This is a genomic window from Psychrobacillus sp. BM2 (genome assembly GCF_048572895.1).
GTDB lineage: Bacteria > Bacillota > Bacilli > Bacillales_A > Planococcaceae > Psychrobacillus.
The window spans coordinates 1042742-1068122 of record NZ_CP183878.1 but is presented as its reverse complement, the minus strand read 5'-3'; the positions used below and the strand labels follow the sequence as shown (position 1 = coordinate 1068122).

The 25381-nt window shown below is 36.3% G+C and carries 24 protein-coding genes; 6 read left to right on the top strand and 18 right to left on the bottom strand.

Features of this window, described 5'->3' with window-relative positions:
• Nucleotides 1–18: 18 nt before the first annotated feature.
• Nucleotides 19–1101, bottom strand: coding sequence for a cytochrome c oxidase subunit II (gene coxB / locus ACN6MX_RS04675; protein ID WP_419961511.1), 1083 nt, complete (start codon nucleotides 1099–1101; stop codon nucleotides 19–21).
• A 99-nt stretch (nucleotides 1102–1200) separates the two neighbouring features.
• Entirely contained in the window at nucleotides 1201–2124 is a 924-nt protein-coding gene (cyoE, locus tag ACN6MX_RS04670) for a heme o synthase (RefSeq protein ID WP_419961510.1), read from the bottom strand.
• Between the two features lie 322 nt (nucleotides 2125–2446).
• Between cyoE and ACN6MX_RS04665 the strand changes: the two genes are divergently transcribed.
• The gene (locus ACN6MX_RS04665) at nucleotides 2447–3358 is read left to right on the top strand and encodes a COX15/CtaA family protein (protein ID WP_419961509.1); all 912 of its coding nucleotides are present in this window, start codon (nucleotides 2447–2449) and stop codon (nucleotides 3356–3358) included.
• 550 nt (nucleotides 3359–3908) lie between these two features.
• Here ACN6MX_RS04665 and pyc read toward each other — a convergent pair.
• From pyc to ACN6MX_RS04650, 3 genes are all read right to left on the bottom strand, one after another.
• Nucleotides 3909–7349 carry a pyruvate carboxylase gene (gene pyc / locus ACN6MX_RS04660; RefSeq protein ID WP_419961508.1) on the bottom strand — a complete coding sequence of 1147 codons (3441 nt, stop codon included), beginning with the start codon at nucleotides 7347–7349 and terminating at the stop codon, nucleotides 3909–3911.
• A 12-nt stretch (nucleotides 7350–7361) separates the two neighbouring features.
• Nucleotides 7362–8525 (bottom strand): FtsW/RodA/SpoVE family cell cycle protein, encoded by a 1164-nt coding sequence (locus tag ACN6MX_RS04655; protein ID WP_419961507.1) that lies wholly within the window; start codon nucleotides 8523–8525, stop codon nucleotides 7362–7364.
• 69 nt (nucleotides 8526–8594) lie between these two features.
• Nucleotides 8595–8876, bottom strand: coding sequence for a YlaN family protein (locus ACN6MX_RS04650; protein ID WP_340773976.1), 282 nt, complete (start codon nucleotides 8874–8876; stop codon nucleotides 8595–8597).
• Nucleotides 8877–9053: 177 nt separating this feature from the next.
• Between ACN6MX_RS04650 and ACN6MX_RS04645 the strand changes: the two genes are divergently transcribed.
• Nucleotides 9054–9551: a peptidyl-prolyl cis-trans isomerase gene (locus ACN6MX_RS04645; protein WP_419961506.1), complete on the top strand. Its 498-nt coding sequence runs from the start codon at nucleotides 9054–9056 to the stop codon at nucleotides 9549–9551.
• An 11-nt stretch (nucleotides 9552–9562) separates the two neighbouring features.
• On the top strand, nucleotides 9563–9766 hold the full coding sequence (locus ACN6MX_RS04640; protein ID WP_419961505.1) for a YlaI family protein: 204 nt from the start codon (nucleotides 9563–9565) through the stop codon (nucleotides 9764–9766).
• Nucleotides 9767–9935: 169 nt separating this feature from the next.
• Here the strand turns inward: ACN6MX_RS04640 and ACN6MX_RS04635 are convergent, their stop codons facing one another.
• The 3 genes from ACN6MX_RS04635 to typA all read right to left on the bottom strand — a co-directional run bounded on the left by ACN6MX_RS04635 (nucleotide 9936) and on the right by typA (nucleotide 12965).
• Nucleotides 9936–10670, bottom strand: a complete 735-nt coding sequence (locus tag ACN6MX_RS04635) for a DUF2935 domain-containing protein (protein WP_419961504.1) — start codon at nucleotides 10668–10670, stop codon at nucleotides 9936–9938.
• Nucleotides 10671–10769: 99 nt separating this feature from the next.
• Nucleotides 10770–11096 (bottom strand): YlaH-like family protein, encoded by a 327-nt coding sequence (locus tag ACN6MX_RS04630; RefSeq protein WP_419961503.1) that lies wholly within the window; start codon nucleotides 11094–11096, stop codon nucleotides 10770–10772.
• 24 nt (nucleotides 11097–11120) lie between these two features.
• Nucleotides 11121–12965, bottom strand: coding sequence for a translational GTPase TypA (typA, locus tag ACN6MX_RS04625; RefSeq protein WP_419961502.1), 1845 nt, complete (start codon nucleotides 12963–12965; stop codon nucleotides 11121–11123).
• 104 nt (nucleotides 12966–13069) lie between these two features.
• Between typA and ACN6MX_RS04620 the strand changes: the two genes are divergently transcribed.
• Complete coding sequence (locus ACN6MX_RS04620) at nucleotides 13070–13255, top strand: YlaF family protein (protein ID WP_419961501.1); 186 nt, start codon at nucleotides 13070–13072, stop codon at nucleotides 13253–13255.
• A 40-nt stretch (nucleotides 13256–13295) separates the two neighbouring features.
• Here ACN6MX_RS04620 and ACN6MX_RS04615 read toward each other — a convergent pair whose 3' ends face one another.
• Nucleotides 13296–14087: an inositol monophosphatase family protein gene (locus ACN6MX_RS04615; RefSeq protein WP_419961500.1), complete on the bottom strand. Its 792-nt coding sequence runs from the start codon at nucleotides 14085–14087 to the stop codon at nucleotides 13296–13298.
• Nucleotides 14088–14191: 104 nt separating this feature from the next.
• Nucleotides 14192–14389 carry a hypothetical protein gene (locus ACN6MX_RS04610; protein ID WP_419961499.1) on the bottom strand — a complete coding sequence of 66 codons (198 nt, stop codon included), beginning with the start codon at nucleotides 14387–14389 and terminating at the stop codon, nucleotides 14192–14194.
• 156 nt (nucleotides 14390–14545) lie between these two features.
• On the opposite strand from ACN6MX_RS04610, the gene ACN6MX_RS04605 reads away from it, so the two are divergent.
• Nucleotides 14546–15175, top strand: coding sequence for a YktB family protein (locus tag ACN6MX_RS04605; RefSeq protein WP_419961498.1), 630 nt, complete (start codon nucleotides 14546–14548; stop codon nucleotides 15173–15175).
• 43 nt (nucleotides 15176–15218) lie between these two features.
• On the opposite strand, the gene ACN6MX_RS04600 is transcribed toward ACN6MX_RS04605, so the two are convergent.
• Together ACN6MX_RS04600 and ACN6MX_RS04595 are read right to left on the bottom strand one after the other, a co-directional pair.
• The gene (locus ACN6MX_RS04600) at nucleotides 15219–15488 is read right to left on the bottom strand and encodes a UPF0223 family protein (RefSeq protein WP_419961497.1); all 270 of its coding nucleotides are present in this window, start codon (nucleotides 15486–15488) and stop codon (nucleotides 15219–15221) included.
• A gap of 17 nt (nucleotides 15489–15505) precedes the next feature.
• Nucleotides 15506–16462 carry an NAD(P)H-dependent flavin oxidoreductase gene (locus ACN6MX_RS04595; RefSeq protein WP_419961496.1) on the bottom strand — a complete coding sequence of 319 codons (957 nt, stop codon included), beginning with the start codon at nucleotides 16460–16462 and terminating at the stop codon, nucleotides 15506–15508.
• Nucleotides 16463–16600: 138 nt separating this feature from the next.
• On the opposite strand from ACN6MX_RS04595, the gene ACN6MX_RS04590 reads away from it, so the two are divergent.
• A complete protein-coding gene (locus ACN6MX_RS04590) occupies nucleotides 16601–18070 on the top strand; it encodes an aminotransferase class I/II-fold pyridoxal phosphate-dependent enzyme (protein WP_419961495.1) in 1470 nt (489 codons plus the stop codon).
• Nucleotides 18071–18475: 405 nt separating this feature from the next.
• Here ACN6MX_RS04590 and ACN6MX_RS04585 read toward each other — a convergent pair whose 3' ends face one another.
• From ACN6MX_RS04585 to ACN6MX_RS04560, 6 genes are all read right to left on the bottom strand, one after another.
• On the bottom strand, nucleotides 18476–19150 hold the full coding sequence (locus ACN6MX_RS04585; RefSeq protein ID WP_419961494.1) for an LrgB family protein: 675 nt from the start codon (nucleotides 19148–19150) through the stop codon (nucleotides 18476–18478).
• Nucleotides 19147–19524, bottom strand: a complete 378-nt coding sequence (locus ACN6MX_RS04580) for a CidA/LrgA family protein (RefSeq protein ID WP_419961493.1) — start codon at nucleotides 19522–19524, stop codon at nucleotides 19147–19149. Before ACN6MX_RS04580 ends, ACN6MX_RS04585 begins: the two co-directional genes overlap by 4 nt.
• Before the next feature lie 651 nt (nucleotides 19525–20175).
• On the bottom strand, nucleotides 20176–21000 hold the full coding sequence (locus ACN6MX_RS04575) for a polysaccharide deacetylase family protein (RefSeq protein ID WP_419961492.1): 825 nt from the start codon (nucleotides 20998–21000) through the stop codon (nucleotides 20176–20178).
• A gap of 597 nt (nucleotides 21001–21597) precedes the next feature.
• Nucleotides 21598–23010 carry a dihydrolipoyl dehydrogenase gene (gene lpdA, locus ACN6MX_RS04570; protein WP_419961491.1) on the bottom strand — a complete coding sequence of 471 codons (1413 nt, stop codon included), beginning with the start codon at nucleotides 23008–23010 and terminating at the stop codon, nucleotides 21598–21600.
• A 3-nt stretch (nucleotides 23011–23013) separates the two neighbouring features.
• Nucleotides 23014–24372, bottom strand: coding sequence for a dihydrolipoamide acetyltransferase family protein (locus ACN6MX_RS04565; RefSeq protein ID WP_419961490.1), 1359 nt, complete (start codon nucleotides 24370–24372; stop codon nucleotides 23014–23016).
• A 30-nt stretch (nucleotides 24373–24402) separates the two neighbouring features.
• Nucleotides 24403–25380 (bottom strand): alpha-ketoacid dehydrogenase subunit beta, encoded by a 978-nt coding sequence (locus ACN6MX_RS04560; RefSeq protein WP_419961489.1) that lies wholly within the window; start codon nucleotides 25378–25380, stop codon nucleotides 24403–24405.
• Nucleotide 25381: the final 1 nt, after the last annotated feature.

Sequence of the window (25381 nt, the reverse complement as noted above, 5' to 3'; positions counted from 1 at the left end):
ATAATTTATCTGTGGAACTTATTTTTCTACAGATAGTCCCATTAGATATGCTGCAAGAGCATCTAATTGATCTTCACTAAACTCTTTGCCATCATTAATAGTTTCTGGCTGAGGCATTAAGTTACCTGGTTTGTATTCTTGTGGATTATTGATCCATTTTTTCAAGCTATCTTCATCATGAGACATAAATCCAGCAACACGATTGCGATCACCAAAAGTTGCTAAGTTTGGTCCCATTCCGCCGGTAGTACCAGCACCAGAAGTTGCATGACAAGCGATACAGCTTGTATTGAAGATCTCTTCACCTTGAGTTGCAAGTTCACCATCTGCAACGTGCTCGCTAGTTTTCATTGTTTCAACCCAAGCATTAAAATCTTTACGTTCTAAGGTTTTTACTTTGAAATCCATAAGAGCATGTGATGGTCCACATAGTTCCGCACATTTACCATAGAAAACACCTTGTTCTAAACTAGCAGATGCATCATCAAATTCTAAATAGAATTGGTTAACGTTTTCTACGTTTGTATCCATTTTACCACCTGCTGTAGGAATCCAGAAGGAGTGTTTCACATCAGCAGCTTTTAAATTGAAATAAACTTTTTCATCCGTAGGTACTACTAACTCTTGAGCAGTAACAATTCCTAAATCCGGATATTCAAATTCCCACCAATAAAGACTTGCTTTAACATTTACAGTTACATTTGTTTTGTTTCCATCTTCGTCGACTTGATCCATTGCAGCTACATCCGCGTGTTTATAAGTATAGTAAACAGTTGGAATAGCAAGGACGATTAACAGTAGTATTGGAATAACTGTCCATACTATCTCAAGTGTATGACTTCCTTCTACTTGTTTAGGAATAACATCTTCCCCAACTTTTTTGCGACGGAATTTCACTAAAGCAACAACATAAATAATTACTACTACAATAATAACTAAAGCCATAATAGCAGAAGATAGTAATAACAAATTAAATTGATCTCTTCCGACTTGTCCAGCAGGTGTAAGCGTAGATAAGTATTCTTCGCCACAACCCGATAAGAAAATCGTTAGAGCTGCTAACAGTGAAAAAAGTCGCCATTTTTTAAGCCCTCTCATCATAGCTAAATCAAACCCCTCTTTCATAGTTGTTTTCATGTTTCTTTGGACTGTGGTTCTGTTTATATGAATTCTTGTTGATTAAAGAAAGAATTCCAGCAATTAAATAAAGATAGCAAAGATAATTATAGCTACGAATAATATCGTCATGTAGTTTAACGAATATATAAACATACCCGTTGCCCATTTGATATCATCCTTCACACGGAAACCTTTAATAGAGAAGTATAACCATCCCAGATTAAGTGCAGTTGCTAAAACAACAAATATTACACCTAATTCCATTAATAAAAATGGTAATGGGAATAATAGTAGAATCCATAGAAGTATAGACACTTTTGTACGTTTAAAACCTTTTACTACCGGTAGCATTGGGATATTAGCAGCTCGATATTCTTCCGTACGCTTCATTGCAAGCGCATAAAAATGTGGAGGTTGCCATGCAAACATGATTAAAAATAAAGCTAATGCCCCGAAACCTAAGCTAGGTTCAACAGCTGCCCATCCAATTACAGGCGGGATTGCACCAGATATACTACCAACTATTGTGTTACTAACATGTTTTCGTTTAGACCACATCGAGTATAACACAACGTAACTGACGATTCCTGCTAGTCCCCAAACTCCAGCTGAAGTAGAGGCAAAAAATAATAAAATTTCACCTACAATCAATAGTGAAAAAGAAGTTATTAGCACGGCTGATGGACTAAACCGTCCAGTAACTGTTGGTCTACCTTTCTTGCTCTTCATGACAGGATCTATATCACGATCGATAAAATTATTCATAGCTGCAGAACCCGCAATAATCATTCCGGACCCTATTAGTGTATAAAATAATATGTCTAACTCTCCAAGAAAGTTTCGATCGGTAAATTGAAATGCTAGCCACATACCAGTGAATGTTGTAAATAAATTAGAATTCACTATACCTATTTTAATGAGCGAAAGAAAATCTTGAAAAAATGAAGTGTTTACTCGTTCAGCTTCAGTCTCATTAGTTGCGGTTATTGAATGAACATTTGACATGCTGCCCCTCCTTTCAAAGTTGTAAGCATATTCCGCTACCTTTTACTATAACGAAAATCTTTATTAATTTCTACAGTTAATGATAATTTTCGCATAAATAGTTAAGATACTCATTTATATACTTAGAACATATCAATAGTAAAGCATTTACGTATATTGTTTGTGAATGTTCGAGTACGAATTTATGAACAATTTGTGAAAAGCAATTACTCTACCTATTAGTTTAGAGGTTATACATTGTATTTTTCGCTGTGATTCGATATCATCAAAAAGCAGATACCGTCTTTTTAAGACGAGCAAGATACATAAAGTAGGTGGCGTATTGCACATTCATAAAAGTTTAAAATGGTTAGCTGTTGCATCTACAGTTGGTATGCTGCTCATTCTTCTAGGAGGAGCATTAGTTACTAAAACCGATAGCGGTATGGGTTGCGGTAGACATTGGCCTGGTTGTAATGGACAACTTATACCCGATGTAATAACAGTTGAAGTATTAATTGAATTCTCACACCGTTTAGTTACAGGCGCTGTTGGTATATTGATTGTCGCACTAGCAGTTTGGGCATGGAAGGCTCTTGGACATGTGCGAGAAACAAAATTCTTATCGGCAATGGCGGTATTTTTCTTAGTCGCACAAGCATTGATAGGAGCAGCACAGGTAAAATGGGGACAAGGCGATTTTATATTGGCTCTTCATTTTGGGATATCTCTTATTTCCTTTGCTTCTGTTTTATTACTAACCTTATTAGTTTTTGAGATTGACCGAAAGTTTGATACAGATAAAATCAGAATCGGCAAAACATTAAAGTTCCATACAATCGGGGTAACACTTTATTCTTATATTGTTGTTTACACTGGCGCATTAGTTCGACATACAGAATCTAGTTTGATATGTAATGACTGGCCATTATGTAATAACGACCAGTTTGCTCTTCCTTCTAATTTATATGAATGGGTACAAATGGGGCATCGGGCTGCTGCTGGATTAATATTTATTTGGATTTTAATCATTGCAATTCACGTAATGCGGAATTATAAAGATCAACGGTCAATTTACTGGGGATGGATCATCTCTTTAATATTAGTCTCCTGTCAAGTAATCACCGGTATGTTAGTCGTGTTGACTAAACTAAATCTTTATATAGCTTTACTACACTCCTTGTTTATATCCTTATTATTCGGTTTGTTATGTTATATGATTCTATTATTATCAAGAAGTAAGATGAACCGTTAAATAAGAAAAGCCTGGCAATAAAACTTCCGTCCCTTTAAGTTTATAACCTGTTTCTATCCTTTTGAAAGGGCTTTAGACAGACTTGATCGTAATATAATATTATTACCGAGTGAATTTTTAAAGGCTGGTTGTGACATCTGTCACAACCAGCCTCTCTTTTTCGGTAATTTTACGGCGTTAGTCTGTCCCTCGCCCTCCTACAACTCTTAGAAACAGGTAGGTTCGCATTTGGATAATTAGAGATAAGAAACTTTCTTATGCTTATAGTAGATGAAAGATGACACTCTAAGTACGGACCTCGTGTCGCAACGACTGCCTGACCCGCATCGTGCGGGCCCGAAGATGCAATTTCGTTCGCTATTTCGCTGCTTCATTGGGAAAACACTCACTATTTCTCTCAATTTCCACTAGTATAAAAGTGAGTGCGTTGTAACGGAGATCAACTGTAAAATGCATTCTTTAAAGTCGCTTGAACCCATTGTACGCATTTAATATACTTTCTTAATCTTCACAAAAGGCTGTTAGACAAGAATGTCTAACAGCCTTTTGTTTATTCTTTCTCCATCTCGATCAATAAATCACCGGTTGCAATTGCTTCTCCAGCAATAACATGAATCTCTTTAATTACTCCATTAAATGGTGCTTGAACAGTAGTTTCCATTTTCATGGCCTCTGTAATAAGGAGATGCTGACCTCTTTTTACTTTGCTACCTGTAGAGATTGCCACCTTTAAAACTGTACCAGGCATTGTTGCCCCAATGTGGCCTTCATTTGTCAAATCTGCCTTCGGTTTAGATAAATGGCTCACTTCTACATTTATATCCTGAATCGAAATTTCACGAGGTTGACCGTTTAATTCGAAGTAAATAATACGGTTTCCGTCATGGGCAGGCTCGCTTATAGACACAAGCTTGATGATTAGCGTTTTTCCGACTTCGATTTCTACTTCAATTTCTTCTCCTAATCTCAATCCATATAAAAATGTTGGTGTATCTAATACAGAAACATCACCAAAGTTTTTATCCGTTTCACTATACTCTTCAAAAACCTTTGGATATAGAGTGTAAGCAAGAATCTCTTGACTAGTAACAGGACGATCTAATTTATGAAATAACATTTCTTTAATTTCCTCGAAGTTCACTGGCTCTAATAATTCACCTGGACGTACCGTTATCGGTTCGCGATCTTTTAGGATAACCTTTTGTAATTCTTGCGGGAATCCTCCGTAGGGCTGTCCAATATATCCTTCAAAAAACTCTATAACAGAATCTGGGAAATCGATTGATTTACCTCTCGTAATGACAGAAACTTCATCTAAATTATTTTGTACCATGAAAAGTGCCATATCCCCTACCACTTTAGATGAAGGTGTAACTTTCACCACATCGCCAAATAATAGATTTACGCGAGAATACATTTCTTTAACTTCTTCCCAGCGTTCTCCCAGTCCTACTGCTTTTGCTTGTTGCTGAAGATTACTGTATTGTCCGCCTGGCATTTCATGAACATAGATTTCAGTATGAGGACTCATCATGCCACTTTCAAAATCTTGATAATATTTACGAACATCTTCCCAATAATAAGAGATTTTTTCGAATGCGTCGATATTTCCGATAACTTCTCTTTTAGAGCCTTTTAATGCATAACTTAAACTACTTGCACTAGGTTGGGAAGTTAATCCAGCCATCGCCCCTAATGCCGTATCCACAATATCTACTCCAGCTTCAATTGCTTTTGCATACATAAATACTCCGTTTCCACTAGTATCATGTGTATGAAGATGAATAGGAAGATCCACTGTACTTTTCAGCTCAGTTACTAAACGATAAGCTGCTTCTGGTTTAAGTAATCCAGCCATATCTTTAATGGCTAAAATATGAGCTCCTGCGTTCTCTAATTCTTTTGCCATATCTTTGTAGTACTGTACTGTATATTTGCCTCTAGAGTCGTCTAAAATATCTCCAGTGTAACATATTGCCGCTTCTGCGATTTTACCTGATTGTCTAGTTGCATCTATCGCAACTTCCATTCCTTTTATCCAGTTCAGACTATCAAAGATTCGGAATACGTCAATACCAGCATCAGCAGACTTTTGGATAAATTCTTTTATAACATTATCTGGATAATTTTTGTACCCTACCGCATTTGCTCCACGGAATAACATTTGGAATAATACATTTGGAATCATTTGTCTCATTTTTATCAAACGATCCCACGGACTTTCTTTTAAAAAGCGGTAGGCAACGTCAAATGTAGCTCCTCCCCACATTTCATAGGAGAATAAATCATGCATCCCTTGCGAAGATTCTTTCGCAATTCCAAACATATCGTGTGAACGAACCCGTGTTGCTAATAAAGATTGGTGAGCATCTCGGAAAGTAGTATCCGTTAACAACACACCTTGTTGTTCCTTCACCCATTTAATCACGCCATCGGCACCTTGCTCATCTAGAATTTGCTTTGTACCCGCCGGAGGTGCAACGCTCAAATCAAATTTAGGTGTTCTAGTTGCTCCAAAAATAGGTTTCGACTTTTTCTCGATACCTGGGAAACCATTGACAGTTACATTTCCTATATAATTCAATAATTTAGTCCCTCGGTCTTTGCGATTTGGGAATAAAAATAATTCAGGTGTAGTATCGATAAAACTCGTATTAAATTGACCAGAGATAAAGCTCGGGTGTTTTACTACATTTTCTAAAAATGGGATATTCGTTTTAATTCCTCGAATTCGGAATTCCTGCAAATTTCTGTCCATTTTAGCTGCTGCTTCTTTAAACGACATGCCCCAAGTTGAAACCTTTACCAATAAAGAATCGTAGTATGGTGATATTATCGCCCCTTGGAAACCATTACCTGCGTCTAAGCGTACGCCGAATCCACCGCCAGAGCGATAAACCATTAACTTCCCTGTATCTGGCATAAAATTATTTAATGGATCCTCTGTTGTGACACGAGATTGAATCGCAAATCCAAATAACGGCATGTTTTCCTGACTCGGAATTCCCATTTCTTCACTATTAAGCGCTAGACCATCTGCTATTTTAATCTGTGCATGTACGATATCTACACCAGTAATCATTTCTGTAATCGTATGCTCTACTTGAATACGTGGATTTACTTCAATAAAAAAGAATTCATCCTCCGTCACTAAAAATTCTACTGTTCCCGCATTAATGTAGGATACATTTTTCATTAATTGGACAGCTGCATCGCATATTTTATCGCGCAATTCTGAATTCAATGAATTGGAAGGTGCTATTTCCACAACTTTTTGATGTCTTCTTTGAATAGAACAATCGCGTTCATATAAGTGGATTAAATTCCCCTGCGTATCTCCAAGAATTTGAACTTCAATATGTTTAGGCTGGAAAATACAGCGTTCCACATATACTTCATCTGAACCAAAAGCAGCTTTGGCCTCTGATTTAGCTCGTTCATATGCACTTTCAAGCTCGTCTTCTGTTTGCACGACACGCATACCACGACCGCCACCACCTAAAGATGCTTTAATCATTAAAGGATATCCATGATCTTTTCCAAAGGCCTTGACCTCTTCGACAGTGTCTAAAGGTCCATCGCTCCCCGGAATTACGGGTATACCTGCTAGTACTGCTTGTTCACGAGCTTTCACCTTATCTCCAAACATATCTAAGTGTTTGGATGTAGGACCGATGAAAATAATCCCTTCCTCTTCACATCTTTTTGCAAAATCTACATTTTCGGATAGAAAGCCATAACCAGGATGGATTGCATCAGCTTTACTTTCTTTTGCAATTCGAATGATATCTTCAATGTCTAAGTATGCATCAATTGGCTTCTTACCTTCACCAACTATGTAGGATTCATCAGATTTAAATCGGTGAAACGAACCACTATCCTCTCTTGAGTATATTGCTACTGTTCTGAGGTTTAACTCCGTACATGCTCGAAAAATACGTATTGCTATTTCCCCTCTGTTTGCAACAACAATCTTTTTAATCTTTCTCATTTAATGCACCCCTTATTGTCTATTTTTTTCATGCTTCACGAACATAGATACATTCATCAATATCCCAAGTGCTGCCGATAAAATAATAATAGAAGTACCCCCGTAGCTTATAAAGGGAAGTGGTACGCCAGTCAGCGGGATAATTCCAAGCATTCCTCCTAAGTTTATAAAGGTTTGAAACCCTATAATACTGCCTATACCCGCAGCAATCATGCGAGCCTGAGGATCCCTTGTCTTTAAAGCAATACTAATTGCTTTAAAGACAATAAAGAACAATCCACATAAAACGATCAATACTCCAAATAAGCCAAGCTCTTCTGCTATGATAGCCATAATGAAATCAGTATGTGGTTCGGGCAAATACCCATACTTCTGATTGGAATTCCCTAAACCCAAGCCTGTTAAACCACCTGATCCAATGGCAATATAACCATTAACAATTTGATATCCATACCCTTGCTCGTAATCAAAAGGATTGAAAAATGCTTCTAACCTTCCTCTACGATGAGGAGTCAACAATGCATCTTTCATCATATAGATGGCAAATAGTCCCGCTACTATAACTATACCAATTAATCCGATTATTTTGGAAAATGATTTAAATTTAATCCCACTAGCCGCAATTACTGAAATAGCTACGAAACTAATAATCATTGTATTCCCAACATCTGTTTCCATCATGATCGAAACGAAAACAAAAAATAGCACGAGTAATGGTGGACCAACGGATTCATTTAATTTATCTAATGTACCATTTTCTGATTTTTTTGCAAATATACCTGCAAAATATAAAACTATTACTAGTTTTGCAATTTCTGATGGTTGAATATTAAAACCTAAGTCGATCCAGCTTTGGGAACCACTTTCTCCACCAACTCCGATAATATGCACTAAAAATAAAAGTGTAAACATTACAAGAAGCATTAGTTGCATCGTTGCTTTATTTTTATAATGTTTATACGGAAAAAAGGCGGTTATAAAGAATACCGGAATACAAAGTATTAAGTTTGATTTTTGCTTATCGAAAAAATAATCAGGCTCCCAGCCGTAATTCATTACAGCCCAGCCCATGCTTGCGCTATAAATCATTACCAAGCCAAATAAGCATAAAGCTAAGTAGACAAAAAATAATGGGTAGTCAAAATTTCTAGTGTAACGTTTTAAATAGGAAATCATATATTATACCTCTATTTCTTCTTTATATAGAAAAAAAACTCAAACAGATAGTTTGTTTGAGTTTTATAATTATTTTTCTGTATGAATCTCATGCAAAACAGATAATTCTTTTTCAAGAGAAGCGATAATTTCTTTTCCTTCACTTTTCTCTAAAAGTCCAAGTTTTACCGCAAAATCTATTTCACGTGACAATCCAAACATTTGTGTGTCTAAAACCTCTTCATAAAGAGGGCATTGAGGCATCGTTAAGTTATCCATCTGCACTTTTATAAGCTGTGCAATCTTTTCTGCATCTTTTTTCAAAAGCTCTAATGCCTTTTCTTGATACGAAATTTGTATATTAGTATCCATGAGGACGCCCCCATTTTTATAATTTCTAATTATTTATCTCCCTAAAGTGTATCTTTTGCACAGTAAAATTGCAAGTGTTCTCTTATATAACTTATAGAAATAGTTAAATATTCTTTAGAACTTTTTAATTTAAAGGTATACTTAATAAGATTAGATAGTTTAGAGGAGGCAATTTTGTTGGAACTTATCATACCAGTTAAAGGTGCAGTTAAATTTAATATTACGTTAGACCCTACCGTTTGGATTTTCGATGATCGTAAAATCGATTTGGATGAGTTTTTTTCTGGTGAGTATGAGTACAAAGATGAGCTAGAAGAGTATACAAAAGTCACATCGGCTCACTGGTCACGTGAAATCATTGAAGGATCTACAAACCCACCGACTTTACAAACAGAAAAAAAATATGAACGCACAAAAGCGCTAACAAGTACTTTCGGAATTGATATGAAACCATTTATCCTCAATTCAGAACCTTTGCCAAACGCAACAAAAGTTGTGGTCGAAACGACAGAGGAAGAACATATATTTTCTTTAGAAGATTTAAGTGAGCTATTATTAAAGTTTAGTCATAAGGGCAAACCACTTCGTGAAGACGGCCCCGTGCATGTACTGAAAAAAGATGGATCAAATATTAATACTCCGATAAAGTTTGTCACAGCTTTCCGTGTAGAATAGGAGATGTATAGATGAAAGTACAATGTGCCATTTGTGATCGAATAGATGAGCTCCCAGATGATTTACCTCTGGCTAAGAAGCTCAGAAATCGACCAATTAACACGTATATGTGCCCAGAGTGTCATGACCGTATTGAAGAAAGAACTAACAGTCGTCTTGCAACCGGGAAGTTTATTTTCTATAAGAGTTCACGTCTGATTGAAAATGAATTTTAGCAAGTAGCTTTCTTTAAGAAAAAGTAAATTTTAATCAGTGGGGATTTTTTCCCCCACTCTAATTAAAAGGAATTTAGTTAAATATATCAGCGAATCTTTGTTTTCGAATAGGTTACCCGCAAAAAAAGCTGCACTAGCCTGAGAGATTTTCTTCATTTCTTTATGTTTTTTAATAGACTAGCTCTATCTTTCTTAAATAGTATGTTTCTTCCTTAGCCATATGATCGGCCATAAGCGGTGTAAAAGTTCCCAAAGCTTCTTTTTTGAGCTTCATTTCCTCCAATTCCCTTAAGAACTCTTTAAAAATAGTCATTTCTAATTCAATATCATCATGGAATTTATCTAATGCCGGGAATTTATCTACATTCGCTCGTAAGAAACCTGCTAATTCTACCGCTTTTAAATAGAAATCCTCCCAATCTTTCATGAATTGCTGCCCTTTTTCTTTCAGTTGCTTCTCCACTCTGTCCAAGTCAGCATCTATTGCACCAGCATGACCTGCAGCATCGATGAGCCATAATAAATCATGATGCAAAGGATGTACATCTGGAATGTCTTGACCTTTCTCTAAATAGGAAAATACCCGGATAGCTTCTTCTACTTCATTTACCATATGATTAATGAACGAAGGTGGCAAAGAAATCTTTATTTCTCCAACTAAATGTTCTTTTATTAGCCACAATTTAAAAACTCGAATCTTTTCACTAGCTATTTTTGATTTTTGAGCCAACGTAATGATTTCCTGATTAGTTAAAGGATTTTTGGAGGTTTCTAGTAATTGGTCAAACCGTTTAATAAAAGAACTTGCCCCATCAATCTTCTCTTTCTCACTTGGAGCAAGTGAATCATGGATAAATTTTGCGTGATCTCCCAATACTTGTAACCAAAAGTGAAGTTCATACAATGCGGATTCTTGGAACGTTGTCGCCAGTTAAAATCCTCCTTTTTACATTATAAAAGTATATGCAAGGTACTAAGGAATATGTAAAAAGCTCGGCTACATTTAAGTAGCCGAGCTTTGTTTTTTCTCTAGTCGTAAGCGTATTTTATAAATGATTAGGATCAATGCTGCCACGATTAAACCTTCCACAACTGGAAGGAAAAATGCAAGGAACGTCAACATCAAACAACCTAATAACAAAAATACGTAGATGACAATATTTTGGCTAAAACGCAATTTCTTTGCAAATCCAAGCTTGTACACAAGCACAGAAAGCAAGAAGATTAAAAGAAATAGTACATAACCAGCTATATCGTAAGTTGGCATAACCTCATAAATATATCTTGATATACTAGACATTCTACCAAATACGAATTGCTTTTCCTCCAAGGTTATTCACCCTTTCAGTTTCTATTAAAGTTCTGCATTTTTCAATTTCTTAGTTACACGTTCGCGCTCGCTCTTCTCAAGAACTTTTTTACGTAAACGGATTGACTGAGGAGTTACTTCTAAGTACTCATCGTCACCTAAGAACTCAATTGCTTCTTCAAGCGTTAATATACGAGGTCTTTTAATCACGTTCGTTTGGTCTTTATTTGCTGAACGAATATTTGTTTTTTGTTTTGCTTTTGTAATATTTACAGTGATATCAGCATCACGATTATTTTCTCCGACGATCATACCTTCATAAATATCGGTACCTGGTTCAACGAATAAAGTACCACGGTCTTCAATACCCATCATACCGTAAGTTGTTGATTTACCTGTTTCCATAGAAACAAGCACACCTTGATGACGCCCACCAACACGACCAGAAACTACTGGTTGGTAGCTATCGAATGTATGGTTGATGATACCATAACCTTTAGTAAGTGACATGAATTCAGTAGTATAACCGATTAATCCACGAGCAGGAACCATAAAGATTAAACGAACTTGTCCACTACCATTGTTGATCATATCAATCATTTCGCCTTTACGAGTACCCATAGATTCGATAATTGAACCTACACTATCTTCTGGTACATCAATTTGAACGCGTTCGATTGGCTCACATTTTTTCCCATCAATTTCACGAATAATTACTTGTGGTTTTGATACTTGTAATTCAAAACCTTCACGACGCATATTTTCGATTAATATCGATAAATGAAGCTCTCCGCGGCCTGAAACTGTCCAAGCATCAGGAGAATCAGTATCCTCAACACGTAAAGATACATCCGTTTCTAATTGAGAACGAAGACGCTCTTCAATTTTACTTGATGTTATCCATTTCCCTTCACGACCAACGAAAGGTGAGTTGTTTGTTAGGAAGGTCATTTGTAATGTTGGCTCATCAATGCGTAATGGAACTAATGCTTCTTGATGGGTTGTAGGACAAACCGTTTCCCCTACGTTAATATCTTCCATACCAGAAACTGCGATTAAATCCCCAGCTTTAGCTGATTGAATTTCTACACGTTTTAGTCCGAAGAAACCAAATAATTTTGTTACACGGTAATTTTTAGCAGTACCATCAAGTTTCATTAATGAAATTTGTTGACCCACTTCAATTGTCCCGCGGAATACGCGGCCAATCCCAATACGACCTACATAATCATTATAATCCAGTAATGCTACTTGGAATTGTAATGGCTCTTCAGAGTTGTCTATTGGTGCTGGAATTGCTGAGATAATCATTTCGAAAAGAGATTCCATGTTTTCTTCTTGTTTAGAAGGATCATCATCTAAAGAAGCAGTACCGTTTACACCAGAAGCATAAACAACTGGGAATTCTAGTTGGTCTTCATCTGCACCTAATTCGATAAACAATTCTAGAACTTCATCTACTACTTCTAGTGGACGAGCTGAATCTTTATCTACTTTGTTTACTACTACGATTGGTGTTAATCTTTGTTCTAACGCTTTTTTCAATACAAAACGCGTTTGAGGCATACAACCTTCATATGCATCGACAACTAGTAAAACCCCGTCTACCATTTTCAAAATACGCTCTACTTCACCACCGAAGTCAGCATGTCCAGGCGTATCAAGAATGTTAATACGCGTACCATGGTAATCTACTGCAGTGTTTTTCGCTAATATTGTAATTCCACGTTCACGTTCTATATCACCAGAATCCATTGCTCTCTCATCAACATGTTCATTTGAACGGAAAGTTCCTGATTGTTTCAATAATTGGTCGACTAATGTCGTTTTTCCATGGTCAACGTGTGCTATAATTGCAATGTTTCTTAAATCTTGACGTATATTTGTCATATTTCCACTCCATATTCTTTTTTCGAGTCCATAACTGTGTTATTATATCACAAGTGAAACTAAAGTAATATTATTTTTTATCATTTTTTTTGGAGGTAAGCATTTTGAGTAATATTAAATGGATTTTTGTACTATACTCCCTAGGTGCAATTTTATCAATGGCACTTATTGGGATTGCTATTGCACTGCGAAATATTCCACTTATTTTTGTATTTCTTGTCCTATTATTTGTTATTATGGGATTTGGTTTTAAAACAAAGAAAAAAATGCGTGATGAAGGTTTGCTTTAAATACCTTATACTTTTCCAGCAGGTTTCTTACTGCTGGATTTTATTTTAACTGAATATAATTTTTTAATAATTGTTCATGTAATCCTGGTTTAGAAACGATAAAGCTATCAGCATCTAGTAAATCTAGATGTTCAAATGCTAAATTCGTAGCAATTGCCCCTACCTCTTTCGCTAACACCATCCCACCGGCTATATCCCAGGGTGATAATCGCATAGACATATAAGCATCTAATCTTCCGGTTACTACATAGGATATTTCGATTGCTGCTGAACCAAGTGATCTAGTACCTCTGACGGTTTTAAGTAAATTCACCATCCCTTCGTTATGTACATATCTGTTCGGCACTACCCATCTTGCATTTATGCCAACGACTGCCTCCTCAACCGAAGAAACGCCTAATTTAGGTAAACGCATATCATCCAGATAAGCACCACCATTTAACGATCCACTTAGCAAAGTATCTTCCATCACATTGTATATATATCCTAGGATTCCTACCCCATCCTTATATATTCCCAATGAAATAGCAAAATTTTGTTTTTGATGAATGAAATTTGTTGTGCCATCTATCGGATCAAGTAACCATACATAGCCCTCTAAATCCTTTATGTCATCTCCAAATCCTTCTTCCCCAAATATTCTGTGCCCTGCAAAATCTGCTTTTATATGCCTAATAAAAAATTGTTCCGTCTCTTTATCGATATTAGTAACTAGGTCATTTGCCTCTGACTTAGATTCAATGATGAGTTCGGAAGACAAGGAAGTTTTAATATTATATGCCGCTTCTTTTATTAACGATTTTGCGTATGTATCAAGCTTGTGTATATCCAATCGTCCCACCCCTTCTTAACACCTATGCTTTTAGTATAAAGAAAAAAACACCGGCTGTCTTTTCATAAGCTGGTGTTTTTTAAGGCACTCCTATAATTGGAACATTAATCGAGAGCATTGAGTTCCTCCAAAAGCTGGTGAATTTCAGCTAGTCGGGTTTTTGAAGCACCTATTTCCTTTTCATTTTTACTCGTCATTGCGTCAAATAAAGTTGCCAACTCATAATCTAACTCCATTTTTAAAGTTTGAATTTTCCCTTTTTCCAAGTCTTCTTTACGAATAATATGCACTACCTGTCTCATCACTACCACCCCTTCTTTTTTATATCGTAATATTCAGAAGATTCTTTATAATAAAATATGCTGCCATATAAATAATGTCTACTGAAAAATACTACTTACAAGATTTTTACCCAAAATTCCTATAAAATAAACATAGAAGTTGAAAGGAGTTTACATATGAGCAAAACATTTTGGACTGAAGAAGATTTTGATGTCTTTCAAATAGATGGACTTGAAAACAGAATGGCTGGATTGATCGAAAAAGTTAGACCTAAATTCGAGGAGTTAGGCAATCATTATAGTCAGTATTTTTCTACACTACTTGGACAAGAATATTATCCTCACGTAGCAAAGCATGCAAGACGGTCGGTTAATCCACCAAAGGACAGCTGGGTAGCTTTTGCACCTTATAAGAGAGGATATAAAGCTCTACCACACTTCCAAATAGGATTATGGGGTAGCCATGCTTTTATCATATTAGCCGTTATTTATGAGGCACCCGATAAAGTAGCAATTGCTGAACGACTATTGAAGAAAAAGGGATTATTTAACAAATTGCCTGAGGACTTTATCATTTCTGGAGATCATATGAAGCCAGAAGCATCCATGTTAAAAAAGGAAAAGAAAACAGGGCTTGAGCAAGTACTGGTACGTTTAAAAGATGTAAAAAAAGCAGAATTTTTAGTAGGTCGTCATATTAGCAAAGAAGTAGCTGTACAGCTTTCTGAGGAAGACTTCATTAAACTTGCAGAAGAAACATTTGATCATTTATTGCCAATATATAAAACAATGATTCAAATGAAATAAAAGTTTTTCCTCCTATACTCATTGTCGTATAGGAGGTATTTTTTTAACCTTTGATGATGGTACTTTCCGTTTGTTCTTTCATCTTTTTAATAATAGGAAAACTTGCATAACCACTTTCTTTTTCAAATTCACGAAAATATGTTTTTTCTTCTGCAATAGAAGGTACTATTTCTTTAAATCTTCGGTATCTTTTCATTAGTTCTTCCCGTTTGATACCATTTTCATATGCTTTTTCTATCGCTTCAAAAAATTGCACAACATCCACTATTTCTTCTGTCGACCAATCCAATGAAAAAGGGTATGTGTATTCCATCTTTTACTGCCTCCTTATTATTTCCACTTATTTCGTATGTCCATTGCTTCCATTTCCATGCGGTCGAATAATTGTTGTACGGTAGGTATATCTTTTATTAACCCTACTGACTGACCTGCCCAACCGAATCCCTTCTCGTCATCACCTTCATAGATGAATTGCTTATTCGCTTCGCCACTAATATAGTCCTTAAGAGCATCATATGTTGGATTCTCTCTTTCAATACTTAAAATCGAATCTGTCCAACTATTTTTTATAGCTCTTGCAGGAGCACCAATGGATTTCTTAATAATTACAGTGTCCGTTTCTCCGCTATTTATTAAGGTACTTTTATAAGCTAGTGAAGCATGTATACATTCTTTCGTAGCGATGAATCTAGTGCCCATTTCAATCCCTTCTGCCCCAAGTGCATGAGCTGCCATCCATCCTCGTCCATCAGCGATGCCACCAGAAGCGATGACAGGTATAGATACAGTGTCCACTACTTGGGGAATTAGAACGATAGATCCAACATCATCTCTTCCCAGATGCCCTCCCCCTTCATGTCCTACTACCATAACTGCATCAGCACCAAGCTGCTCTGCTTTTTGAGCTTGTCGTTTTGCAGCAACCAGTACTAGCTTTTTAATCGACGTATTAGCAAGTTTTTCTAATATAGGGGCTGGATTTCCTCCAGTCATTGATATTACTGGAACCTCTTCATCTATTGCCACTTGCAGCATATGTTCATAAGCTTTCCCAGTTTGACCAATTGCAAAGTTTACACCGAAAGGTTTGTTCGTCAGCTTTCTTACTTTATGTATTTCTCCCCTCAATTCTTCTGGCGTTTTTAAGCTCATGGCAGTTACTTGTCCTAAACCTCCTGCATTTGAAACAGCCGCACATAAATCAGAATACGCTAAATAAGCAAGTCCTCCTTGTACAATCGGAAGCTTTATATTAAATAATTCTGTAACCCTTGTTTGAAAAGCCATACTCTTCCCCTCCTTATATGAATAGTTTAATGAATTTAGTCTAATGATTCAAATTACAATGATTTTGATAGTATTACAGCTATTGAAGTGCTATAATTTCTTTTGTTTTATAAATTCTAACTAGAGGTGGTATGAACGTTGTCACAATTAGAAACTCCATTATTCGATGCATTATTAAAGCATCGGAATCGTCATCCAATCCAGTTTCACATTCCTGGGCATAAAAAAGGGAAAGGGATGGACCCTGCATTTCGAGAGTTCGTTGGAGATAATGTACTTTCTATAGATTTGATCAATATTGCTCCTTTAGATGATTTACATTCTCCTAAAGGTGTAATTAAAGAAGCACAGCATTTGGCAGCAGAAGCTTTTGGTGCCGATGAAACATTTTTCTCTGTACAAGGGACAAGTGGTGCAATTATGACTATGATACTTACAATTTGTGGACCTGGCGATAAAATTCTCGTTCCACGGAATGTTCATAAATCGATTATGTCAGCTATTGTGTTTGCAGGCGCGATTCCTGTTTTTATCCATCCAGAGGTAGATAAAGAATTAGGAATCTCCCATGGTATATCGGTAGAATCGGTAGAAAAAGCATTAGAGGCACATTCTGATGCTAAAGGATTATTAGTTATTAATCCTACTTATTTCGGTTTAGCTGCAGATCTTAAAAGAATCGTTGAGCTTTCTCATGAGAAAGGAATTCCTGTTGTAGTAGATGAGGCACACGGAGTTCATATTCATTTCCATGATTCGCTTCCTATTTCTGCAATGCAAGCAGGGGCTGATATGGCAGCAACGTCTGTCCATAAATTAGGTGGATCAATGACTCAAAGCTCTATTCTTAATGTTAAAGAAGGTTTAGTGTCTACTAAGCGTGTTCAGTCTATTCTGTCCATGTTAACAACAACCTCTACATCCTATCCATTGCTTGCGTCATTAGATACTGCAAGACGACAACTAGCTATTCATGGTGAGGATTTAATCGGAGATGCTATTCGCCTTGCAAAAGATACGCGAAAACGTATTAATGCAATTCCACATATCCGCTGTGTAGGGGAAGAAATATTACAAACATCTGCTACGTATGATATGGATCCAACTAAACTATTAATAAGTGTTAAAGACTTAGGGATGACAGGATATGATGCGGAAATCTGGTTAAGAGAAAAAGCAAATATAGAAGTAGAACTTTCTGACTTGTATAATATTCTATGCCTAATCACACTTGGAGATACGAAAAAAGAAGTTAATTTACTTGTTAACGCTCTCTCTAGAATGGTAGCTGCTCATGAATCTGATGCAGTTATCGTAGAACCATCTGTTACTCTGCCAGATATACCAGGACTTGCTATGTCCCCTAGGGATGCTTTTTATGCTGCTACAGAATCTATTCCGCTTAAAGGCGCGAGTGGCCGCATTTCAGCTGAGTTTGTAATGGTTTACCCCCCAGGTATTCCGATTTTTATTCCCGGGGAAATAATTACCCAAGGTAACATCGATTATATTACGATGAATATTGAAGCAGGATTACCTGTGCAAGGTCCTGAAGACGATACGCTTGAAATGATTCACGTTATTAAAGAACATCAAGCGATATTTTAATAAGAAAAACCAGGCCCGGTCCTTTAAGGTCAAAACCTGTTTTTATCGTTTTCTAAGGCTTTGGACAGACGTTTTGCTATATGATTACCGATTGATTTTTGAGAGGTAATCTTACGGCGTTTGGTCTCCATCCTTCCACTATAAAAATAAGGCTAAGACCTTTTGGATATTGAGAGAAAGGATACTTTCCAACACATACTGCAAAAGCTCCCGAAGATAAAATTTCGGGAGCTTTTTTGCCACTTTATTGGTCGTATCCTACCTTTTCTTTCTAGCTTATTCCTACTTAATGAAATGGAAAACGAATAAAGTAAATCTCTATTCATAGCAATGTTCTATCTTTAAATATAGGAGATAATTTTCTTGAAAGTATTATATGTTTCTTTGATATAACCCTTTAGTAGATTAGATTAATAGTGCAAATAAAGGGCAAACAAAAGAACCAAATATGGCACTTAAAGTCATGGATACAGAACCCATCGTCAATGTTTCCTCTCCATATTCGGTTAGTTTGGATAGCCCAATACCATGGGAAGCACTTCCCATTGATATTCCTCGACTTATCGCTTTTTCGATACGACAAACCTTAAAGATAAATGGTCCAAAAATAGCTCCTATTATTCCCGCAAAAATAACGAAAGCTGCTGTTAATGTTGGGATACCTCCTATTGCCTCACTAATAGGAATAGACACCGGTGAAGTAATCGATTTCGGTAATAAAGATAATAAAATATGATCATCCAATGACAATAATTTAGATAATATAGTAATACTTATCAATCCTGAAAACAGAGCGCATAATACACTCAATAGAATTGGAACTTTATATTTGAAAATTTTCTCTCGATGAATATATAGTGGATAGGCCATGCTAACAACTGCCGGTCCTAATAATTCATTTATCCACTTTCCACCAGACATATATGTGTCATAAGGTATATTACTTATAACTAAAATAATCACAAGCACTACCGTTGTAGAGAAAATAGGAATTAATAACGGGTATGTAAATCTTTTATATACAAGTGTCATTACATAAAAAAGCACAATTGTTCCGATTATCATTATAATTGCAATCATTCAATCTGCTCCTTTTCTAATAGTTTTCTCTCTAAGTATTCACAAATTTTACCAGTAATAATAATAGTTATTATTGTACTAATGACAATTGATAAAATCATTCCTAAACCTGCCCAAGATAGTAGTTCTGGATAGTCCATAATCCCAACAGTAGCAGGTATAAAAAATAACGCTAGAAAGGTCAATAAAAATCCAACTCCATCTTTTATAAGTTCCACTGGTATTATTTTAAAATATAAGCAAGTGAAGAGTAATAATAATCCAATAATACTTCCAGGAAATTGAAGAGAGAGACTTTGTACAATCCAAGATCCGATAAATGAAAAAAGATATAAAATTATTACTTGGAAAACAGTACGAGTAATTTTAACCATATTTATGCTTCAAAAGAATTTCTTTTAAAGCTTTCACCTCCGAAAAAATGATATATAGGGAATAATTCTACGCTTAATAAGAGACCCTGTCTATGTATTATAAAAACGGGCAAAAGACACTCCCGGTCCTTAAAGATCAAAACCTATTTCTATCGTTTCCGAAGGGCTTTGGACAGACGTTTTGCTATAGAATTACCGAGTGAATTTTTAGTGATTATTGGTAATCTTATGGCGGTGACATATCCGTCACCTTTCTACAACTATTTGAAACAGGTTAGTTCGTTTTTGTTTAACTAGAGAGAAGAGAAGATACGATTTTACTCCTAGAGGGGAAAACAGTCTAAGAGAGCGACAACGCGATCGCAACGACTACCAAATTATTTTTGCGACGAGCTTTGCGCAGGAGCATGACCCGCATCGAGCGGGCCTAGAAGAGACAATTTCGTTCGCTATTTTGCTTCTTAATTCGTTACATACTAACTATTTTTCTTTATTTCCACTTGGAAAAGGAAAATTGTCGCCCACCTGAAACGAAAATCATGGGATTTGTTTGTTCTCTTAAGTTTCATGAATCCAGTATTCATAGGACATTTTATATACTTTCCTATTTTAAAAAAACACCTCTGGATGTTTAATCCAAAGGCGTATAGATTATTGTATTCCTTTAATTGTTTTTGGTTCAATTAAATCATAGCCTTGTGCACGTAACCCTTCTACAATACCTTTTAAAGCCTCTGCAGTCCATTTACGATCATGCATTAATAAATTTGCCCCATCAGTTAAATACTCAGTGTTTACCATAATATCAGTTAAATTTGTAGCATCCATATATTGTTTCTCCCAATCATACCCATATGTCCAATTCATAAGCAACATACCTTCTTGGTGAACAAGCGCCTTACTAAAGTCTGTATTAACTCCAAAAGGTGCTCGGAAGAATTTAGGTTTTTCACCTATTACTGATTCAACTGTTTCATTTACTTTTAAAATTTCTTCCTTTTGCTGTTCTTCAGAGCTTTCTCTTAAATTGGCATGTGTTTGTGTGTGATTTCCAATAGAAAATCCCATATCGTAAATAGCTTTTAAGTTTGCTTTTTCTTCATCTGTATCTATAAAATGACCATTTACAAAAAAGATAGCTGGTGCATTTAACTCTTTCAATGTTTTTGCCATCTCAACTGCATATTTGTCAGGAGCATCATCGACTGTAAGTAAAACCGCTTTCGGATTTGCATCTTCAATTGGCTGGAATGTCCAGTTTGCTTCATTTAATTCGTATTGGGTTTCAGGCTCCTGGGTAGTAACCTCCTCCTCTACTACCTCATCCACTTCATCTACTATCGTCTCTTGAGATACCGGGGTTGTTTCTTCCGTTTCTTTCTCTACTTCCAGCTTTTCGTCTGCAATGCCACAAGCAGAAAGTCCAACTAACATGACTGCCAATATTGTCCAAGTTGTAAGTTTCAATCTAATCACCCTTTCCTTCCTCTATATTTTAACAGGAGAAAGTGATGGATAGTAGGGCATATATTCTTACTACTTTTAACTCCGTCTTACAAACTACTACTTTTAGTAAAAATATACAATTTACTTTCCATATTCTTGGATGACTCTGCTAAACTATGAAATTAGTTAAATATAATAAAATATAATCGCGTTAGCATAGGTATTCCAAAATAGCCTATTAAAATACCGACAAATAACACCCAAAAATAACTCCATCTTAGTAAACTCTTCAAACCATCTCCTCCAATTCAAGTTAGGCTCTAATTACCTTTTATTGAAATTATCTACACTGAAAAATGTTAGTACTTATCGAGTAAAGGCACACCTTTTGTGAACAATAAAAATAATAATAGAATGGGTTAAGATAAAATATTCTGTTTTTAAATTTTAAATATTTAATTCGACATAGATTTCTATAATTCCTCCCCTTACTCTAAGACAGGTTAGTTTAAAATATGGGTGTTATGAGGATTAAAGAACCCAACTTGACTAGAAAAAATCCTGCACATCAAAAATAGACTTGTCGCAATAAGCGAACAAGTCTATTTTAAATTCTTGAAAGAAAAATTATTTAGAAAGAATATGAATTGGATGACCCATAACAACTTCTGCAGCTTCCATAGCAATTTCACCTAATGTTGGGTGAGCATGAATAGTCATTGCAATATCTTCTACAGTCATTCCTGCTTCGATAGCTAAACCAAGTTCAGCGATCATATCTGAAGCACCTTGACCTACGATTTGAGCTCCAAGTAATAGTCCATCTTCTTTACGTGATACTAGTTTTACGAAACCATCCGTCGCGTTTAAAGCTAGTGCACGACCGTTAGCTCCGAATGGGAATTTCCCAGCAGCAACGTCATATCCTTGCTCTTTCGCTTGTGCTTCGTTAAGTCCAACTGTAGCCATCTCTGGATCAGTAAAGCAAACAGCAGGAATTGCTAAGTAATCCACAACAGATGTTTGACCAGCGATTGCTTCTGCAGCTACTTTACCTTCGTATGATGCTTTATGAGCAAGTTGAGGACCTGCTACAATATCACCAATAGCATATATATTAGAAATGTTTGTACGACATTGTTTGTCTACCTCTAATAATCCACGCTCAGCGAATTTAAGACCAATTTCTTCTAGACCCATTTCATCCGTGTTAGGACGACGACCTACAGTAACTAAAACGTAATCAGCTTCAACTTTTTTCTCTTCTCCGCCAACTTCATAAGTTACTACTACGCCAGTATCTGACTCTTCCACACCTTTAGCAGATGCTTTAACTGCGATTTCAACGCCTTTTTTCTTTAAGCCTTTTTTAACAATTGTTGTCATTTGTTTTTCGAAGCCAGCTAGAATATCGTCACCGCCTTCAACAATAGTAACTTTAGAACCTAAGTTAGCAAATGCAGAACCCAGTTCAGTACCAATATATCCACCACCAATTACAACTAAGTTCTCTGGAATCTCAGGTAAACTTAGTGCACCAGTAGAGTTTAATACGCGTTTAGTGTATTTAAAAGTCGGAATTTCTACAGGACGAGATCCTGTTGCAATAATTGCATTTTTAAATGTATAAGTTTGCGCAGATTTTTCATCCATTACACGAACAGTGTTAGCATCAACGAAATATGCTTCGCCCATAACTACTTCAATGTTGTTTCCTTTTAATAACCCAGAAACACCGCTAGTTAGTTTTTTTACAACGCTGTCTTTGAAAGCTTGTGATTTAGAAAAATCGATTTTAACATCTGTAGCTGTAATTCCCATATCATCAGCATGTTTTGCTTGTTCAAAACGGTGACCAACAGAGATTAATGCTTTGGAAGGAATACATCCAACGTTTAAGCAAACTCCTCCGATATGTTCTTTTTCCACAACTACAACTTTTTGTCCTGTTTGTGCTGCACGAATAGCTGCAACATATCCACCAGGGCCTGAACCTATTACAAGTGTGTCTGTTTCGATTGGGAAATCTCCTACTACCATTTTTTACGCCTCCATTAATAGTAATTCTGGACTGCTAAGCAAACGTTTCATATGGTTCAACGCATGTTGTGCAGTCGCACCATCGATCATTCGATGATCAAAGCTCAATGATAATGCTAACACAGGTGCAGCCACAATTTCACTATTTTTTATTACAGGTTTCTCTGAAATTCGACCAATACCTAAAATAGCAACTTCTGGATGATTGATAACTGGAGTGAACCATTGACCACCCGCTGATCCAATGTTTGAGATAGAACAAGAAGCACCTTTCATTTCAGCTGCAGCAAGTTTACCATCACGCGCTTTTCCTGCTAATACATTAATTTCGTCTGATATTGCGAAAACTGACTTACGATCAGCATTTTTGATAACTGGTACTAATAATCCCTTATCCGTATCTGCTGCAATACCTATATTGAAGTAATGTTTTTGGATTACTTCGTTTGTATCATCATCATAAGATGTGTTTAACGCAGGGAATTCTCTAAGTGTACTTACTAAAGCTTTTACTACATATGGCAAGTAAGTTAACTTAATATTTTTTTCTGCAGCAATTTCTTTGAACTTTTTGCGATGTGCAACAAGTTCTGTTACATCTACTTCATCCATTAATGTAACATGTGGAGCGGTATGTTTGGAATGCACCATTGCTTTAGCAATTGCTTTACGCATTGGTGAAAGTTTCTCTCTAGTTTCAGGGAATTCACCTTCAAATGTAACTGGTGCTGAAGTTTTAGTTGGTTGTTCAGCTTCTGCATTAGTAGTTGTTTCAGCTTTTTCTTCCACTGCAGTAGGCTGATCTCCAGATAAGAAAGCTTCTATATCTTCTTTTAAAACGCGACCATTTTTACCTGAACCTATCACATCTGCAATCCTTACTTCTTTTTCACGCGCAAACTTGCGAACAGAAGGCATTGCAATAACGCGTGTATCACCTTTTGGTTGTTCATTAGCTGCTGTTTTCGCTGTTTCTTTAGAATCTACTTTTTTGTCAGGAGTTTCTACTTTTTCTTTTTCTACTGCTTGACCATCTTCTGCAGTTGCTTGAACTTGTGCTTCTGTTTTTTCTTCTGCTTTTTCCTCATCACTATGATCGCCTTTAAATTTAAGGTCTTCATAACCAGGAGCATCGAGTTTAACAAGCACATCTCCAACAACAGCTACTGTTCCTTCGCTTACAACAACTTCTGTAACTTTCCCTTTTACAGGGGAAGGAATTTCAACAACGGCCTTATCATTTTGTACTTCACATAAAATATCGTCCTCTTGTACTTCGTCGCCGGCTTTTACAAACCACTTTACGATTTCACCTTCATGTATACCTTCACCGATATCTGGTAATCGAAATTCAAATGACAATTTATTCACCCTTTCTATACAGATTTTATATTAGAATGTTAAAACTTTTTTAGCTGTATTTACTATATCCTTAGAATTAGGTAACCAAACTGTTTCTGCTTGAGAGAATGGGAAAACAGTGTCAGGAGCAGTTACACGTAATACAGGAGCCTCTAAACTTAAAATAGCACGCTCTGTAATTTCTGCTACAATATTTGCTGCAATACCCGCTTGTTTCTGTGCTTCTTGAACAACCATTGCACGATTTGTTTTTTCTACAGAGGCAATAATGGTTTCAATGTCCAACGGTTGCACTGTACGTAAATCTATTACTTCTACAGAATGACCTTCTTTTTCTAGTTCTTCTGCAGCTTTTAAACTTTCATGTACCATCGCACCGTAAGCGATAATTGTTAAATCAGTTCCTTCACGTTTTACATCCGCTTTACCAAGAGGAATTGTATATTCTTCTTCAGGTACTTCGCCACGGAACGAACGATATAATTTCATATGCTCTAGGAAAATAACTGGATCATTATCACGAATTGCAGAGATTAACAATCCTTTTGCATCGTATGGAGTGGAAGGAATAACAACTTTCACACCAGGTGTTGAAGTCATCAGAAGCTCTAAACTGTCTGCGTGCATTTCTGGGGTATGCACTCCACCACCAAATGGCGAACGAATAGTTACAGGTGCATTAAATGCTCCACCAGTACGGAAACGCATACGAGCTAATTGACCAGCTATAGAATCCATAACCTCAAACACGAATCCAAAGAATTGAATTTCTGGAACAGGACGGAACCCTTGTAGTGATAGACCTACTGCAAGACCACCAATACCTGACTCTGCAAGTGGTGTATCAAACACGCGATCTTCTCCGAATTCTTTTTGTAATCCTTCTGTTGCACGGAAAACTCCGCCGTTAACGCCTACGTCTTCACCGAAGACTAGAACGTTTTCATCATTTTTAAGCTCAGTACGGAGTGCGTCCGTAATTGCTTGAATCATCGTCATTTGTGCCATC